Annotated in this window: 16 protein-coding genes; 7 read left to right on the forward strand and 9 right to left on the reverse strand. The window is 69.9% G+C overall.

Features of this window, described 5'->3' with window-relative positions; translation table 11 throughout:
- Window positions 1-221: 221 nt before the first annotated feature.
- Complete coding sequence (gene trxC, locus ISF28_RS00885) at window positions 222-665, reverse strand: thioredoxin TrxC (RefSeq protein WP_198115258.1); 444 nt, start codon at window positions 663-665, stop codon at window positions 222-224.
- 111 nt (window positions 666-776) lie between these two features.
- On the opposite strand from trxC, the gene ISF28_RS00890 reads away from it, so the two are divergent.
- Genes ISF28_RS00890 through ISF28_RS00900 form a run of 3 tightly spaced genes read left to right on the forward strand, consistent with a single transcriptional unit; the run spans window position 777 to window position 2,750 of the window.
- Window positions 777-1,562: a DUF72 domain-containing protein gene (locus ISF28_RS00890; protein ID WP_198115259.1), complete on the forward strand. Its 786-nt coding sequence runs from the start codon at window positions 777-779 to the stop codon at window positions 1,560-1,562.
- Window positions 1,526-2,332: a Mut7-C RNAse domain-containing protein gene (locus tag ISF28_RS00895; protein ID WP_198115260.1), complete on the forward strand. Its 807-nt coding sequence runs from the start codon at window positions 1,526-1,528 to the stop codon at window positions 2,330-2,332. Before ISF28_RS00890 ends, ISF28_RS00895 begins: the two co-directional genes overlap by 37 nt.
- Window positions 2,333-2,336: 4 nt before the next feature.
- The gene (locus tag ISF28_RS00900) at window positions 2,337-2,750 is read left to right on the forward strand and encodes a hypothetical protein (RefSeq protein ID WP_198115261.1); all 414 of its coding nucleotides are present in this window, start codon (window positions 2,337-2,339) and stop codon (window positions 2,748-2,750) included.
- 22 nt (window positions 2,751-2,772) lie between these two features.
- Here the strand turns inward: ISF28_RS00900 and ISF28_RS00905 are convergent, their stop codons facing one another.
- The 3 genes from ISF28_RS00905 to ISF28_RS00915 are packed head-to-tail and all read right to left on the reverse strand — an operon-like array spanning window position 2,773 to window position 5,054.
- Window positions 2,773-3,120 (reverse strand): hypothetical protein, encoded by a 348-nt coding sequence (locus ISF28_RS00905; RefSeq protein ID WP_198115262.1) that lies wholly within the window; start codon window positions 3,118-3,120, stop codon window positions 2,773-2,775.
- A gap of 50 nt (window positions 3,121-3,170) precedes the next feature.
- A complete protein-coding gene (locus ISF28_RS00910; RefSeq protein WP_370663365.1) occupies window positions 3,171-3,770 on the reverse strand; it encodes an ATP-binding cassette domain-containing protein in 600 nt (199 codons plus the stop codon).
- Window positions 3,771-3,797: 27 nt separating this feature from the next.
- A complete protein-coding gene (locus ISF28_RS00915; RefSeq protein ID WP_198115264.1) occupies window positions 3,798-5,054 on the reverse strand; it encodes a hypothetical protein in 1,257 nt (418 codons plus the stop codon).
- Window positions 5,055-5,114: 60 nt separating this feature from the next.
- On the opposite strand from ISF28_RS00915, the gene ISF28_RS00920 reads away from it, so the two are divergent.
- Both ISF28_RS00920 and ISF28_RS00925 read left to right on the forward strand, forming a co-directional pair.
- Entirely contained in the window at window positions 5,115-6,263 is a 1,149-nt protein-coding gene (locus tag ISF28_RS00920; protein ID WP_198115265.1) for a glycerate kinase, read from the forward strand.
- Between the two features lie 49 nt (window positions 6,264-6,312).
- Window positions 6,313-7,479 carry an aminotransferase class V-fold PLP-dependent enzyme gene (locus ISF28_RS00925; RefSeq protein ID WP_198115266.1) on the forward strand — a complete coding sequence of 389 codons (1,167 nt, stop codon included), beginning with the start codon at window positions 6,313-6,315 and terminating at the stop codon, window positions 7,477-7,479.
- Here ISF28_RS00925 and ISF28_RS00930 read toward each other — a convergent pair.
- The 5 genes from ISF28_RS00930 to ISF28_RS00950 all read right to left on the reverse strand — a co-directional run bounded on the left by ISF28_RS00930 (window position 7,458) and on the right by ISF28_RS00950 (window position 12,956).
- Window positions 7,458-8,180 (reverse strand): ABC transporter ATP-binding protein, encoded by a 723-nt coding sequence (locus ISF28_RS00930; RefSeq protein WP_198115267.1) that lies wholly within the window; start codon window positions 8,178-8,180, stop codon window positions 7,458-7,460. The two genes, ISF28_RS00925 and ISF28_RS00930, sit on opposite strands and share 22 nt — an antisense overlap.
- A gap of 9 nt (window positions 8,181-8,189) precedes the next feature.
- Complete coding sequence (locus ISF28_RS00935; RefSeq protein WP_198115268.1) at window positions 8,190-10,133, reverse strand: branched-chain amino acid ABC transporter ATP-binding protein/permease; 1,944 nt, start codon at window positions 10,131-10,133, stop codon at window positions 8,190-8,192.
- Between the two features lie 2 nt (window positions 10,134-10,135).
- The gene (locus ISF28_RS00940; protein ID WP_198115269.1) at window positions 10,136-11,026 is read right to left on the reverse strand and encodes a branched-chain amino acid ABC transporter permease; all 891 of its coding nucleotides are present in this window, start codon (window positions 11,024-11,026) and stop codon (window positions 10,136-10,138) included.
- 81 nt (window positions 11,027-11,107) lie between these two features.
- Window positions 11,108-12,265, reverse strand: a complete 1,158-nt coding sequence (locus ISF28_RS00945) for an ABC transporter substrate-binding protein (RefSeq protein WP_198115270.1) — start codon at window positions 12,263-12,265, stop codon at window positions 11,108-11,110.
- 256 nt (window positions 12,266-12,521) lie between these two features.
- Window positions 12,522-12,956: a hypothetical protein gene (locus ISF28_RS00950; RefSeq protein WP_198115271.1), complete on the reverse strand. Its 435-nt coding sequence runs from the start codon at window positions 12,954-12,956 to the stop codon at window positions 12,522-12,524.
- 191 nt (window positions 12,957-13,147) lie between these two features.
- On the opposite strand from ISF28_RS00950, the gene ISF28_RS00955 reads away from it, so the two are divergent.
- Window positions 13,148-14,065, forward strand: coding sequence for an EamA family transporter (locus ISF28_RS00955; protein WP_198115272.1), 918 nt, complete (start codon window positions 13,148-13,150; stop codon window positions 14,063-14,065).
- An 82-nt stretch (window positions 14,066-14,147) separates the two neighbouring features.
- Window positions 14,148-15,131 (forward strand): aldo/keto reductase, encoded by a 984-nt coding sequence (locus ISF28_RS00960; protein WP_198115273.1) that lies wholly within the window; start codon window positions 14,148-14,150, stop codon window positions 15,129-15,131.
- Window positions 15,132-15,176 lie beyond the last annotated feature (45 nt).

Genomic DNA, 15,176 nt, shown 5'->3' on the forward strand with positions numbered 1-15,176 from the left:
TCCGTATGGAAATTCTAGACTGGGATTCCTTGCGATAGCGCAAAATGCCTGCAAAAAACTTCCGCGATTACGCCGATGCGGCATGAGAGCCACACTTTTCGTTTCCATTCGCTACATACAACAAATTAAAAGCACGAGTGTGCGCCCGGTGGCGCGGCGGGGCGGCGGCCCCGGCATGACGCCATGCCGGGGCCGGACCGTGTGAAGATGGAAACGCGCGGTCAGGCGCCGCGCGCGGCCTGCTGGACCCACGCGACGAGGCGGTTCGCATCCATCGCCCCCGCCTGGCGCGCGATCTCGCGGCCACCCTGGAACAGCGCGATGGTGGGGATGCTGCGGATGCCGTAGCGTGCCGCCAGGTCCTGCGACGCTTCCGTGTCGACCTTCAGCAGCCGCACCCGCGGCTCCAGCCGGCCGGCGGCCTGGGCGTACTGGGGCGCCATCATGCGGCACGGGCCGCACCATTCGGCCCAGAAGTCGACGAGGACGGGGATGTCGTTGCGCCCCACGTGCTTGTCGAAGCGGGCGGACGAGACGTCCGTGGGCTGGCCGGTGAACAGCGCCTTCGCGCATTTGCCGCAGACGGGCTGGTCGGCCAGGCGCTCGCCGGCGACGCGGTTGACGGCGTCGCAGTGCGGGCAGACGATGTGGTACGGGTCGGCCATGTTTCCTCCTGTTTGCAATGAGTGTCGGAATGCCCGCGGCGCGTGCGCCGTCCGTCATGCCCTTCGGCATAGAATCGGATGCCGGGCGGATGCCCTCCAACATGGGTCCAGATGAGCGAATTGCAATCCACGGCAGACAACCGGCCCCTGATCGGCTGCGCCGGCTGGGGCATCCCGAAGGACGCGGCGGCCGCCTTCCCGGTCGAGGGCAGCCACCTGGAACGCTACGCGGCCGTGTTCCCGGCCGTCGAGATCAATTCGTCGTTCTACCGGCCGCACCAGCCGCAGACGTACGCGCGCTGGGCCGCCAGCGTGCCCGCCGGATTCCGGTTTGCCGTCAAGCTGCCGAAGGCGATCACGCACGAGGCCAGGCTGGCGGACGCCGACGCGCTGCTCGACCGCTTCGCGCGCGAGGCCGGCGAACTGGGGCCCAAGCTCGGCTGCGTGCTGGTCCAGCTGCCGCCCAGCGGCGTGTTCGACGCGGACGTCGTCGCGGACTTCCTGCCGCGCCTGCGCGCCCGTTTTCGCTGCATGCTCGCGCTGGAGGGCCGCCACCCGACGTGGTTCCGCGACACGGCGACGGCACTGCTGCGCGAACACGGCGTCGCGCGCGTGATCGCGGACCCGCCGGCCGGCCAGCCCGGCCCGCACGTGCCGACCACCGACTCGACCTACATCCGCCTGCACGGCACGCCGCGCGTCTACTACTCGGCGTATCCGCCGGAATTCCTGCGCGACGTCGAGCGGCGGATCGCGGCCATGGCGCGGCCCGGCGCGGATCTCTGGTGCATCTTCGATAACACGGCCGAGGGCCATTCGGTGCCGAACGCACTGGACGTGCTGCGCGCCGTCGGCGAATCATGGTCAGCGCGACGTTCCGCTTCTACGGCGAATTGAACGACTTCCTCGCGCGCGAGCGGCGCGGCCACGCGTTCGCGACGCCGTGCGCGCGCGCCGCGACGACCAAGCACATGGTGGAAGCGCTGGGCGTGCCGCACACGGAGGTCGAGCTGGTGCTCGTGAACGGCGAACCGGCGGGGCTGGACGACATCCTGGAAGAGGGCGACCGCGTGGCCGTCTACCCGCGCTTCACGACCTTTCCCGTGGCCGACGTGGCGCGCCTGAGCCAGCGTCCGCCGGGCCGCGTGCGCTTCGTCGCGGACGCGCATCTCGGTGGTCTCGCGCGGCTGTTGCGGATGGCGGGGTTCGACACCGTCTACCGCAATACGTTGAACGATGCCGAGGTCGAGGCGATCGCCGTGATTGATACCCGCGCCGTGCTGACGCGCGACCGCGAACTGCTCAAGCGGCGCGGCATCGACTATGGCTGCTACGTGCGGGCGTTGAAGGCGGAAGACCAGTTGCGCGAGGTGGTCGACCGTTTCGGCCTGGCCGAGCGCATGCGGCCGTTCACGCTGTGCTTGTCGTGCAATGCCCCGCTGCGGCCCGTGGCGAAGGCGGACGTGCTGGACCGGCTGCCGCCCCGCGTGGCCGCGACGCAGGACGAGTTCAGTACGTGCGACTGCTGCCACCGCGTGTTCTGGAAAGGCTCGCACTGGCAGCGCATGGCGGGCGTGCTGGACACGATCCTGCGCGACGCGGCAGACGCCGACGGCCCGCATTGCGATACACTACCTACCCGGACGAGCCATCCGTCGACGGCGTGAGCCCATGTTGCAACAAGACCCGATACCCATCCGCACCGAATGTCCTCCCGGCGCCTGCATCTGCGAGCGCGAGATCCTGCTGGCCGATCCGGACGCCGATCTGCGTCCGCTGCGCCTCACGCGCACGGAAGAACAGCGCCTGCTCGAGCGCATCGACGCCGTGACCAGCTACGGGGAGCTCAAGCGCCTGCAGGAGCGCATCCGCGCCAACCTCGGCGCGGAACTCAGGATCGCGCCCGGCCCGAACGAGGTGCGCACCGTGCGCGGCATCCTCATCGTACTGGAAGACCGCCCGGGCCTGTGCAAGAAGGTGCGCCAATCCGTGCCGGCCGCCGTGCGCCGGGTACTGACGCGGCATCCCGAGATCACGTACGCGATCCTCGACGCGAACGACCTGTTCGGGGCGCCGGGCGGCTAGCCCGGATTGTCCGGCGGCGCCATCAATCGTCGAAGTCTTCGGCGAGATTCTTCCAGCCGCGGCTCTTGGCGAACGGCGCGAATTCCTCGGGCGCCTCGAGCACGATCACGCGGCTCTCCTGCAGGCCCGGATCGCTGTGGCCGAAGTCCGGCCCCCGGTAGCCGACGGCGCGCAGCCGGTCGATGATGGCGCGCACGAGGATGGGATCCTTCCAGGCGCCGGGTTCGAGCCGGTCCTTGAACGTCACGTACACGTCGATGATCCCGTAGCCCTCGTCGAAGATGCGGATCGACTTGACGTCGAGGGTGCGGCCGTTGCCGTCCTTGGCCTGGAAGGGGCCGGACAGCTCGATGTCTGAATCGGTAGTCATGGCGCCAAGCATACCACTTCGGCGCGCGCCGTCCGATATCGTGGCGGCGCTCAGCCGGTGAGCGTCTCGAATTCGACCTCGGTCGCGCCGACCGCGTCCGCGAATGCCCTGTCGTGCGTGGACATGAAGACGACCGACGTTTCCCGTTGCCCGGCGAGCAGCGCGGCGAGGACGGCGCGGGCGTCGGCGTCGAGGCCGTTCGACGGTTCGTCGAGCAGCAACACGGCGGGATCGCCGATCCAGGCCGCCGCCAGCATCAGCTTCTTTTGCGTCCCCAGCGACATCGCGCCGCAGCGGGTGTCGAGATGGCGGTCCAGGCCGAAGCGCTCGACGATGTGGACGACCTTGTCGGGGATGGCGCAGCCCTTGGCCCAGGCGACGAAAGCGAGCAGCTCGCGGCCCGTCACGAACGGATACACGGGGCACTCGTCCGGCGCATAGGCCAGCCGGCCTTTCGCGGCGGCGGGCTGCGCACGGAGGGAATGTCCGTCGATGACGATGTCGCCGCCGTCCGCCTCGTCCACGCCGGCGAGCACCCGCAGCAGGGTCGACTTGCCGATGCCGTTCGGACCCCGCAGCGCATAGGCGCCGCTGGCGAAGCGTCCCGTTCGCCCTTGCAGGACGGTCCGGGATCCATAGGATTTGCTCACGTTCTCAAAGCACAGCAAGGTGGTCTCCTAAAGCAGGCAGGCGATCGTCGCCGCGGTCCAGCAGCCGGCCAGCACGGTCGCGAGGACGACGGCATGCCGGTCGCTGAACAACTGGAATGGGCGCAGTGCGCACAGCAGAACTGCGTTCGACACCAGCGCGGCCAGCGCGACCGTTGGCCGCGCGGCGCCGATGGCGCATGCGAACGCCGCCGGCGCGGCCAGGAACGGCAGGGCTGCCGCGAGCACGGCCGCCAGGTCGAACGGGCGCCACCAACCGGCGGCCAACGGCAGCGCACCCACGTAGCCCGTGCTGGCGCGGTGCGCCATGTGCAAGCCGCGAAACAGGCCGCTGAACGTCAGTGCGATGGCACCGTCGGCGAGCAAGATGGTCGGAAAGCTGCGCGTATCCCGCTCGAACACGAAGACGAGGCCGATGGCGGCCGCCGTGACGGCACTGGCCGTCAGGGCCTTGGCGATCGTCTCGCCGCGGCGTTCGCGCAGCAGGATGGCGAGCGATATGTGCAGCGCGGCGCCACGGTGCCGGCCGATGGTGAGCGGGCTGCTGCCGTGCGCGATGTTCCGTCGCGCGCGCCGCGGTGCGCGCGGCCGCGGCGGCACGGCCAGCGCGAGCGCGGCCGCCGCGCCCACGCACAGGTTCGCCGCGAGATCCAGGGACGTGCCGAAGCACGCGCCCGCCAGCACGGCGCCCGCCGCCACCCCCGCCCACGCGCCCGGCCGCCGTTCCAGCACGGCCTGTTGTGCGACGAGGGCCAGCAGCGCGACGTCGCACAGCAGCACGTCGTGCGCGGCCGGTGCGCCGCGGCCCGCCGTCAGCCCCAGCGCGCTGGCGGCGATGAGCAGCAGCGGCGAATCGGCCAGCATCAGCACGGCCAGATCGGCATCGCGGCGCTGGCGCGGGGTGAACGGCAGCGATCCGGCGAATGCCATGAACGGGCCGCCCGCGATCTGTTCGCGCTGCATGGCGGCCCACGCGCCAGCCACTGCCTGCACAGCGAGCAGATAGCCGATGCGCCACGCGGCGCCGTGCCCCGGCGTCAGCAGGGTCAGCAGCGGGCGGGCGAGCGTGTCGAGGTTGCCGAAGGCGGACGCGTTCGCCGACGCGAGTACTCCGGCGATGAGCGTGACGGCCTGCCAGCGGCGCAGCAACAGGCGCGCCGTGCTGACGGCATACCAGCGCAGGCGCAGGCGCAGGAGCGGTGATCGGATGGCGGTCTCCTTCGAATCGGTGGCCGGATTATCGACGATTTTTTGTCGATAAAGCAATATTTGCCGCGTCGGTCCGGTCTCGTATATCCTTGCGGGCATCGATATCAAGGACAATCCATGAAGATCGTCATCGCCCCCGATTCGTTCAAGGAAAGCCTGACCGCCCTGCAGGTGGCGCATGCCATCGAGGCCGGCATGCGCGAAGTCTGGCCCGACGCGGCCTACGTCAAGGTGCCCGTGGCCGACGGCGGCGAGGGCACCGTGCAGGCCATGATCGACGCGACCGGCGGCCGGCGCGTGGACGTGCGCGTGACGGGGCCCCTGGGCCAGACGGTGGACGCGTTCTACGGCCGGGCGGGCGGCGCCGACGGCCTCGCCGTGATCGAGATGGCGGCCGCCAGCGGCCTGGAAGGCGTGCCGCCGGACCTGCGCGATCCGCGCACGGCCACGAGCCGCGGCACGGGTGAACTGATCCGTGCCGCGCTGGACGCCGGCGCGCGCCGCTTCGTGCTGGGCGTGGGCGGCAGCGCGACGAACGACGGCGGCGCCGGCATGCTGCAGGCGCTCGGCGTGCGCCTGCTCGACGATGCCGGCCGCGACATCGGCCCGGGCGGCGCGGCGCTCGCGCAACTGGCGCGCATCGACGCGTCCGGGCTCGACGCGCGCGTGCGCGAGGCGGAGTTCCGCATCGCCTGCGACGTCGACAACCCGCTCACGGGCCCGCGCGGCGCGTCCGCCGTGTTCGGGCCGCAGAAGGGCGCGACGCCCGCGATGGTCGCCCAGCTCGACGCCGCGCTCGCGCACTACGCGGACATCGTCAAGCGCGACCTCGGCCGCGACGTCGCGCAGATGCCCGGTGCCGGCGCGGGCGGCGGCATCGCGGCGGCGATGGTCGTGTTCCTGGACGGGCAGCTGAGGCCCGGCATCGAGATCGTCACGGAAGCCGTCGGGCTGGACGCGGCCGTGCGCGACGCCGACCTCGTGGTGACGGGCGAAGGCCGCATCGACGGCCAGACCGTCAACGGCAAGACCCCGATGGGCGTGGCGCGGTTGGCGCGCCGGCACGGCAAACCCGTCGTCGCCATCGGGGGCAGCCTGGCGCCGGATGCCGACGCCGTGCACGCGGAGGGCATCGAGGTGGTGGTGGCGGCCGTCGCGCGGCCGTGCTCCGTGGCCGAAGCGCTGGCCGGCGCCGACGCCAACCTGCGCCGGGCCGCGCGCAATCTCGCGGCCGCGCTGGCGCTGGGAGCCCGTCTGCGGCAATGAGCCGGGCGGGCTATGATGTCGGTTGCCCCACGGCCGACAGGAGAGCCCCTTGACCGACATCCTTCCCGACGACGAATCGTACTGGTCCACCGTCCGCGCGCAGTACACGCGCTCGGCCGACTTCATCAACCTGGAAAACGGCTACTTCGGCATGCCGGCCGATCCCGTGCGCGCGGCGTTCGCGCGCTACCAGGACGAGGTCGACCGCGAGAACTCTTTCTTCCTGCGCATGCGCTGGCCCGGGCGGATCGCGCGCGTGAAGGCGCTGCTGGCCGGATTCACCGGCGTCGCTGCGGACGAACTCCTGATCACGCGCAGCGCCGTCGAGTCGATGAACATCCTGCTGCAGGGCTATCCGTTCGAGGCGGGCGACGCGATCCTGATGGCGCGCCACGATTACGACAGCAGCCACGACATCGTCCGCATGCTGGCCGCGCGCAAGGGTCTCACCGTCATCCAGGTGGACGTGCCTTACGACCTGGAAGACGAGGATGCCGTCGCGGCGCTGTACGCGGACGCGATCACGCCGCGCACGCGCGTGCTGCTCGTCACGCACATCGTGCACCGCACGGGCCGCATCATGCCGGTGGCGCGCCTGGCCGCGCTGGCGCGCGGGCGCGGCATCGACGCCATCGTCGACGGCGCCCACGCGCTCGCCCAGCTCGATTACACGATCCCGCAACTGGGCGCGCAGTTCGCCGCGTTCAACCTGCACAAATGGGTCGGCGCGCCGCTGGGCACGGGCCTGCTGTACGTGGCGCGCGAGCGCATCGCGGACATCGCCCCGCTGTACGGCGACGTGTCGTTCGCCCGCGACGACATCGACAAGTTCGGCCACGTGGGCACGGTGCCGCCGGCGCCGATCATGGCCGTCGAGGACGCGCTCGCGTTCCACGCCGCGATCGGGGGGCGCAACAAGGAAGCGCGCCTGCGCTGGCTCGCGCGGCGCTGGATGGACCAGGTGGCGGACGTCCCCGGCGTGCGCCTGTACACGCCGCGCGATGCGCGCCTGCACTGCGCGCTGGGCGCGTTCGGCATCGAGGGCATGCCGGCGGCGGAGGTCGTGCGCCGGCTGCTGGAGGAACATCGCATCTTCACCGTCGTGCGCAGGCTCGGCGACGTCGAGGCCGTGCGCGTCACGCCGCACCTGCACAACGGCCCCGCGGACCTCGACGCGCTGGCGGCGGCGATCCGTCAGTGGGCGCCGCCCAGGTAGGCGGCGACGACCTTGGGATCGTTGCGGAGGCTCGCGGCAGGGCCGTGTACGGCGATGCCGCCGTTCTCCAGCACATAGCCGTAATCGGCCACGTTCAGCGCGGCCTGGGCGAACTGCTCGACGAGCAGCATCGTGACCCCTTCGGCCTTCAGGCGCGCGATGATGCGGAAGACTTCGTCGACGAGGATGGGCGCGAGGCCCATCGACGGCTCGTCCAGCAGCACGACGTCGGGATTCAGCATGACGGCGCGCGCCATCGCCAGCATCTGCTGCTCGCCGCCGGACAGCGTGCCCGCCAGCTGCGTGCGGCGTTCCTTCAGCCGGGGGAACAGCTCGAGGGCGCGCTCCAGGTCGCGCGCCACGTCGCCCCTGGGCCGGGCGCGCGTAAAGCGGGGAAAGGCGCCCAGCAGCAGGTTGTCGGTGACGGTCATCGTCGCGAACACGCGCCGTCCTTCCGGCGAGTGGGCGAGGCCCGCGCGCGCGATGCGGTGCGAGTCCATGCCCGTGATGTCGCGGCCCGCCAGCAGCACCTTGCCGGCGCGCGGCTTGAGCATGCCGGAGATGGCGCGCATGGTCGTCGTCTTGCCGGCGCCGTTGGAGCCGATCAGCGTGACGAGCTTGCCCTTCGGGACCTCCAGCGAGATCCCGTGCAGCACTTCGACCTTGCCGTAGGCCGCGTGCAGATTGTCGATGGTGAGCATGATGTCTCCTCAGACGGCGGCCGTGGACTCGGCCGCTGCGCCGGCGCCGCCCAGGTAGGCTTCGATGACGCGCGGGTCGGATTGCACCTGCGCCGGCGTGCCCTCGGCGATCTTCTGGCCGAAATCGAGCACGGTGACGGTGTCCGAGATCGACATCACGACGTCCATGTGGTGCTCGATGAGGACGATGGTGATGCCGTGGTCGCGGATCTTGCGGATGATGGCCATCAGCTCGCGGATGTCCGGCGCCGTGAGGCCGGCGGCCGGTTCGTCCAGCAGCAGCAGGCGCGGATCGAGCGCCAGCGCGCGGCCGATCTCCAGCAGGCGCTGCTTGCCGTAGGGGAGGTTGCGCGCTTCCTCGTCGGCCAGGTGGGCCAGGCCCACGAAGCGCAGGATCGCGGCCGCGCGCGCCCGCGCGGCCCGCTCCTCGCGCCGGCGGCGCGGCGTGTGCAGCATGGCGTCGAACACGGTCGAGCGGAAGCTGTGGTGCAGGCCGACGAGGATGTTTTCCGTCGCCGTCATCTCGCCGAACAGCTGCACGTTCTGGAACGTGCGCGCGATGCCGCCCAGCGCGATCTGCGCCGGCGTGCGCCCCGTGATGCCGGTGCCCGCGAAAGCCACGCGGCCCGCCGTCGGCTTGTAGATGCCCGTGAGGACGTTCATCATCGTGCTCTTGCCCGAGCCGTTCGGGCCGATCAGGCCGTGCACGGTGCCCCGCGCCACCGTCAGGTCGACCTGGTTCAGCGCCTTCAGGCCGCCGAACTGCATCAGTACCCGGTCCACGCGCAGCAGGTCGCCGCCGGCGTGTGCGGCCGCCGGGATGCCCGCGAACGGATCGCCGTCGCGGTCCGCGATCGCGTGCGCGTGCGCGGGACCGCGTCCGAGCAGGCCGCGGAAAAAGCCGACGATGCCCTCCTGCAGGTAGTAGACGACGAACAGCGTCATGAGGCCGAAGATCGTCAGGCGCCAGTCGACCATGCTCTCCAGCTTGTACGAGACGGCGGCCATGGCCAGCGTGGCGGCGACGGGAACGGCGACGCGGGACAACGTCGTTTTGCGGCGCGCCAGCAGCACGCCGGACGCGACGACGGCGAGGAGCGCGGCGCCGACGGCGATGCGGCGGAACAGGTCGATGTCGGCCAGGAGGCTCGGCAGCATCACGACGATCACGGCGCCGATCAGGGCGCCGCTGCGCGTCTTGCGGCCGCCCATGATCACGGCCAGCAGGAACAGGATCGTCAGCTCGAAGTTGTACGTGTTCGGCGAGATGTACTGTTCCGAATAGGCGTACAGGCTGCCCGCCAGGCCCGCGAAGCCGGCGCTGATGACGAAGGCGTAGACCTTGTAGCGGTAGACGGACACGCCCATGCAGTCCGACGCGATGGGGCTGTCGCGCAGGGCTTCGAACGCACGCCCGATGTGCGATTTGAGCAACCGGTGCACGAGCACCAGCGACACGACCATCAACGCCGCCACGGCATAGTAGAACTCGCCCTCCGTCAGCTCGTGCCCGGCCACGCTGGGTTTCGTGAGCATGATGCCCATCGGGCCGTCGGTGAGGAAGGTCATCTCGTTGATGAGGATCTGCACGATGGTGCCGAACGCCAGCGTCACCATCGCGAGGTAGGGTCCCGTCACGCGCAGCGCGGGCAGGGCGAGGATGGCGCCGAACAGGGCGGCGCCGGCGACGCTGGCGGGGAGCGTCAGCCACCAGGCGGCGGACAGCTTCATCACGAGCACGCCCGTCACGTACGAGCCCACGCCGAATAATCCGGCATGGCCTAGCGACACCTGGCCCGTGTAGCCGACGACGATGTCGAGGCCGAACAGCAGGATCGCGTAGATCAGGATCGTCTCGACGAGGTGGAGGTAATACGGGTTCCCGACCAGCACGGGAAACGCGGCCAGCAGCGCGATGCCGGCGACGGCCGCGCCGGAAGTCAGCTTGTTCATCGTCACACCTTCTTGATGGCGGCCTTGCCGAACAGGCCGGACGGCTTCACGGCCAGCACGAGCAGCAGCAGGACCAGGCCCGGCACTTCCTTGTAGCCGGTCGACAGGTAGAAGCCCGTCGCCGTTTCCGCGATGCCGAGGATGATGCCGCCGACGATGGCGCCCATGCCCGACGTCAGCCCGCCGATGATCGCGACGGCGAAGGCCTTCAGCCCCAGCGACGCGCCCATCGTGGCGCTGGTGAGCGTGAGCGGGGCGACGAGGGCGCCCGCGAAGGCCGCCGTGGCGGACGACAGCGCGTACGAGAACGTGATGACCATGCGCGTATCGATGCCCATGAGGCCCGCCGCGTCGCGGTCGTTCGCGGTGGCGACGACGGCCTTGCCGTAGATCGACTTGCGGTTGAAGATCTCGACGGCGAGCATGATGGCGAGCGCGCCGCCGACGACGGCGACCTGCATCGGCTGCACGTTCGCACCCAGCACCGTGAACGGTTCCGACGACAGCGGCGACGGGAACGGCAGCACGTCCTTGCCCCAGATGTTCTCGGCCACGTTCTTGAAGATGATGGCGAGGGCGATGGTCGACATGATCCAGCCGAATTCCGACTTGATGCGGATCGCGGGCCGCACCGCGATCCATTCGACGAAGATCCCCTGCAGCGCGCCGAACACGACGACGACGGGAATCATCAGCCAGTAGCTCAGGTACGGGCCGCCGTGGATGGTGCCGACGAGCGACAGGCCGACGAGGGCGCCGAGCATCAGCGCTTCGCCCTGGCCGAAGTTGAGGGTGCCGGACGTGGCGAACGTCAGCTGGTAGCCGAACGCGATCACGGCATAGATCATGCCGAGCGCGATGCCGGACACGACGAGTTGGAGCAGGATCTCCATGGTTCCTCCACGAGCAAACGCGTGAATATGGCTACGTCGTCCCCGGCCAGGCGGGGAACGACGCCGATGCGCTGATCGCTCTTACTTGGCCAGCACCACGCGCCCGTCGCGCACTTCGCCGAACTTGGTGTTCTCGAAGTTGATGGCCTCGTGGTCCGTATGCGTGTACGGCTTGTTGTAGGTGGTGACGACGCCTTCGACCGGCGTCTTGAGGTTTTCCAGCGCGGCGGCGATCTTCGGGCCGTCCGTACTGCCGGCCTGCTTGATGGCGGCGGCCAGCAGGTACACGGAATCGTAGCCCTGCGCGGCCGACACGGCGGACGGCATGCGGCCGCCCGGCGGGTTGTAGGCCTTGACGTAGGCGTCGATGAAGGCCTTGCGCTTGGGCGTGTCCGGATTCTGGATAAAGGTCTGCGGCATGCGCGTGCCGTCGCCGTTCTTGCCGGCGTTGTCGATGAAGTTGGCCATCGCGAGCGTCCAGCTGCCGACGATCGGCACTTTCCAGCCCAGCTTCTGCATGCCGTTGGCGATCTGCGCCAGCTCGGGGCCGATGCCGTAGGTGAGCACGACGTCGGCGCCGGCCTGCTTGGCGCGCAGCAGCTGCGCCGTCATGTCGACGTCGCCGATGTTGTATTTTTCGACGGCGACCGGCTTCACGCCTTTCTTCGCCAGCGTCTTTTCCAGGTCCTCGCGGCCCAGCTGGCCGTAGTTGGTCGAGTCGGCGAGGATCGCGGGCTTCTTGAAGCCGCGCCGGCCGATGGCTTCCTCGACGATCATCGCGGACTGGATCGTGTCGCTCGCCGAATTGCGGAACACGTAGTTTTCCGGCTGGCTGGCGAACTGCTTGGTGACGATGGAGCCGGTCGCCACGTTGTTCATGACGGGGATCCTGGCCTGCTGGTAAAAGCGCTGCGAGGCGAGGGCGACGCCCGTGTTGATGTAGCCGACGGTGGCGACGACCCGTTCCTTGTTGATGAGTTCCTGCGCGACCTGCACGCCGCGTTCGTTCTTCGCTTCGTCGTCGCGTTCGACCAGTTCGATCTTGCGGCCCAACACGCCGCCCTTGGCATTGATTTCATTGACGGCGAGACGGACGCCGTCGCGCATCGACACGCCCATCGGGGCCGAACCGCCCGTGAATGGACCGGACACGCCGATCTTGATCGCCTCCGCCGCCATGGCGGACACCGAAAAACCCAGAACTACCCCTGCAACCAATGCTTTCATCCTGAAATTCATTGCCGTCTCCGTAGTCATTTTTCGTTCGTTTTACGCTGGGACGCCGAGGACCGGCGCCGGGCCCATCGTCGCGGATTGTAGAATGGCAATCAGGCAACAGCAAACGATTGATGTGACGCGATGCAACATGCGTCATTCATACCAATGTGTAAGGAATGCGTAAGGAATGCGTAAGGAATGCGTCGGGCAGAAGGGGGAGGGCGTAAAAAAGGCCGCGCCGGGGCGCAGCCTTCGTCGGGCGGACGGTCGGCGGATGTCAGCGGTGACCGCGCCAGCCGCCGTGATGGCCCCAGCCGCCATGGCCCCAGCCGCCGCGGTGGCCGCCGCTCCAGTGGCTCCAGCTGAAGCCGAGGCCGATCGAGATCGGCGGATACCACAGCGGATCCGCGTACACGGGCCCATAGGGCGCGTAGACCGGCGCGGGCGCGTAGACGGGGGGCGGCGCGACGTACACCGGCTGGGTCACGACGGTGGCGGGGGCCGGCGAGTAGGTGACGCGGCCGGCGTCGCCCGACGCGGCCGCGGCGGCGCCGGTGCCGGGTGCGACCGGCGTCACGGAAACGACTTGCCAGCCGTCGGCATCGGGCTGGGAATAGGCGGCGCGCGTGCCGTAGTTGGCCGGCGCCGGGTAATAGGTGGCGCAGCCGCTCAAGGCTGCGGCCAGCGAAGCGATAATGGCGAGCTGTTTCATGGCGGTTCTCCTCAACTGCTAACTATACGGATTGGCGCGGCGCGCGGCTATGGATTTACAGGCTGTTACACCTGTCCACGTTTTGGTACAACGGCCGCGCCGGCCCGGCCCGGCCCGGCCCAGCTTAGCGCCCGGCAGACCGGACCGGTTTGATGATATCGTGTCGGGTTTCGCTGAACTGGCGCTTTTCGATGTCTTCATCCTCCCCATCGCGCGCGGCCCCGGCCGGGCTGTCGGCCTGGCTGCCGTACGCCGCCCTCCTGGGCTCCCTCGTCTCGCTGACGACGGGCGCCTCGCTCGCCAAGCAGCTGTTTCCCGTGGTCGGCGCGTCCGGCGCCACCGCGATGCGGCTGACCTTCGCCGCCGTGATCCTCGCCCTCGTGTTCCGGCCGTGGCGCCGCAAGCAGCGGGGCGACGTGCGCGCGCTGCTGCAATACGGCCTGTCGCTGGGCGCGATGAACCTCAGCTTTTATGCGGCACTCGCCTACGTGCCGCTGGGGATCGCGATCGCCGTCGAGTTCACCGGGCCGCTCGTCGTGGCCGTGGCGACGTCGCGCCGGCGCCTGGACTTCGCCTGGATCGGCGTCGCCTGCGCCGGTCTCGCGCTGCTGCTGCCGCTGCGGGGCGGCGCGGCCGCCGTCGACTGGCGCGGCGTCGCGTGCGCGCTCGTGGCGGGCGCGTGCTGGGCCGTGTACATCCTCGCCGGCAAGCGCGCGAGCGCCGCGTACGGGCCGGCGGCGTCGAGCTGGGGCACGGCGCTGGGCGCGCTGGTCGCGGGTCCGGTCGGCGTCGCGCACGCCGGGGCGGCGTTGCTGGCGCCATCCGTGCTGCTGCTGGGGCTCGCCGTGGCCGTGCTGTCCAGCGCGATCCCGTACTCGCTCGAGATGATCGCACTGCGCCGCCTGCCCGCCAACACATTCAGCACGCTGCTCAGCGCGGAGCCGGCCATCGGCGCGCTGATGGGACTCGTGCTGCTCGGCGAGCACCTGGACGGCGCGCAATGGCTGGCCATCGCCTTGATCGTCGCGTCGTCGATCGGCGCGGCGACGAGCGCCAGCCTGGCCGCGCGCGGGCGTCCCGCCGATGCCGAACCGCCGGTGCCGGTGTAGGCGGCACGCCAAGCGGCGTGGGCGGGGATCGGCGCGCTAGGGTAGAGTAGCGGCTTCAACAAATCGAACACCGAGGAAGACTATGCAACGACGACAACTGGGCCCGGACGGCCTGACGGTGCCGGAGATCGGCCTGGGATGCTGGCAACTGGGCGGCGGCTGGGGCAACGACTGGAACGACGACATCGCGCAGCAGACCTTGCAGGCGGCCTTTGACGCGGGCGTGCGCTTCATCGACACGGCCGACGTCTACGGCGACGGCGCCAGCGAGCGCTCGATCGGGCGCTTCCTCGCCGCCCGCCAGGACACCGATATCGTCGTCGCGACCAAGCTGGGACGCGCCGGCATCTACCCGGACGGCTACACGCGCGCGTCGCTGCGCGAGGCGACGCAGCGTTCGCTGGAACGCCTGCGCGTGGATGCGCTGGACCTCACGCAGCTGCATTGCGTCCCGACCGACGTGCTGCGCCAGGGCCACGTGTTCGACTGGCTGCGCGAACTGCAGCAGGAAGGCCTGATCAAGCGCTGGGGCGCCAGCGTGGAATCCGTCGAGGAAGGCCTGATCTGCCTGGCGCAGGACGGCCTGGCGTCGCTGCAGGTCATCTTCAACATCTTCCGCCAGAAGCCGGCCGAGGAACTGTTCCCGCGCGCGGCGGACCGGAAGGTCGGGATCATCGTGCGGCTGCCGCTCGCGAGCGGTCTCTTGGGCGGGAAGATCACGCGGGCGACGACGTTCCGCGACGACGACCACCGCAATTTCAACCGCGACGGCGCCATGTTCAACGTCGGGGAGACGTTCGCGGGCCTGGAACTGGAGCGGGGCATCGCGGTCACCGAGCGGGTGGCGGCGCTGGTCCCGGCCGGGATGACGATGGCGCAGATGGCGCTGCGCTGGATTCTGGATCACCCGCAGGTGTCGGTGGTGATCCCGGGCGCGAGCCGCCCGGACCAGGTCCGCGCGAACGTGGACGCGGCGCGCGTTGCGCCGCTGCCGGCCGAGCTCCACGAGAAGCTGGCGGCGGCGTACCGCGCCCACGTGCGCGACTTCATCCGCGGGCCGTACTGACAGGGTTGCTGCCCCGCGCGCGGCGCGCGCGGGAAGTCCCATCTT

This window comes from Massilia rhizosphaerae (genome assembly GCF_016093545.1).
GTDB classification, from domain to species: domain Bacteria; phylum Pseudomonadota; class Gammaproteobacteria; order Burkholderiales; family Burkholderiaceae_D; genus Telluria; species Telluria rhizosphaerae.